The organism is Mycolicibacterium pyrenivorans, from assembly GCF_025821625.1.
GTDB classification, from domain to species: Bacteria; Actinomycetota; Actinomycetes; order Mycobacteriales; family Mycobacteriaceae; genus Mycobacterium; species Mycobacterium pyrenivorans.
Genome location: NZ_JACKSH010000044.1, coordinates 1 through 848, shown reverse-complemented (window position 1 = coordinate 848; position 848 = coordinate 1). Strand labels below are relative to the sequence as shown.

Genomic DNA, 848 nt, shown 5'->3' with positions numbered 1-848 from the left:
CCTTGCCTTCGAGGGCTTCATCACGTGAGCCGCGGGCGCACACCCACGCCGAATCGGTGGCGGTGTCGGTCAGCGACTGCGCTGAGGTTGACCCGGCTGCGCACGGGGCGCTGGCGGTGAAGGGAATGGACTGATCCTGAGGGACGGTCGGGGCTGCGGAGGTAGGAACCGGCTGCGGCTGAGCCACGGGCGCGGCCACAGCCGGACTGTCCTGACGGGGCGCGGCAGGTGCATCGGTGTCGCTGAAGGTGACCAGCGCGGCGACGATGGCGCTCACCGCCACGACCAGTCCCGCCCCCAGCGCCACGGCAGTGCGTTTGGCGCCCGCGTCGGCGCGGGCCGCCCCTGACTCGTCGCGCTCGGCGGTCAAGGCTGCTGCGGTGTCGAGATGCACGGGCGGCACCTCGTCAGCGATCCCTGCGCCGGACTGCAGCCGCGGATCGGTAGGAGCCTCGGCCGAATCGTCGTACTGCTCAGCTTCGGGCTCAGGCTCAGGCTCAGGCTCGGGCTCGGGTTGGCCAGCGTCGAGGTCGGTTCCGGCGTCGCCGGGTTGCATCGTCGCGGCGGTGGGCACCGCGGCCGGGTCGGGGCCACCCATCAGGTCATCGACCCAACTCTCATCGGTGATCATCGGGGTATCAGCCACGGTGCTCGCCCTCCACGTCGGCGTCAATCACGGTGGGTGGAGGCCGCCACGCCACCGGCGCGGGCCCCATCCACACCGGCAACAGCACCCACCCGCCGGGGGCCTGCGGCGCCCACCCCACCGGTCGTGGCGGTGCTGTGACAGCGGGGGCCACCCGCCGGGCCGGCGGCAGCGCCGGCATCAGCGGCGGGGGTGGACGCCG

General features: G+C 73.3%; 2 pseudogenes. Both read right to left on the bottom strand.

The window, feature by feature from the left end:
* Window positions 1-646 (bottom strand): annotated as a pseudogene (locus H7I57_RS06250) (hypothetical protein); the annotation flags it as partial.
* Window positions 639-848, bottom strand: a pseudogene (locus H7I57_RS06245) (hypothetical protein); the annotation flags it as partial. The pseudogenes H7I57_RS06245 and H7I57_RS06250, both read right to left, overlap by 8 nt.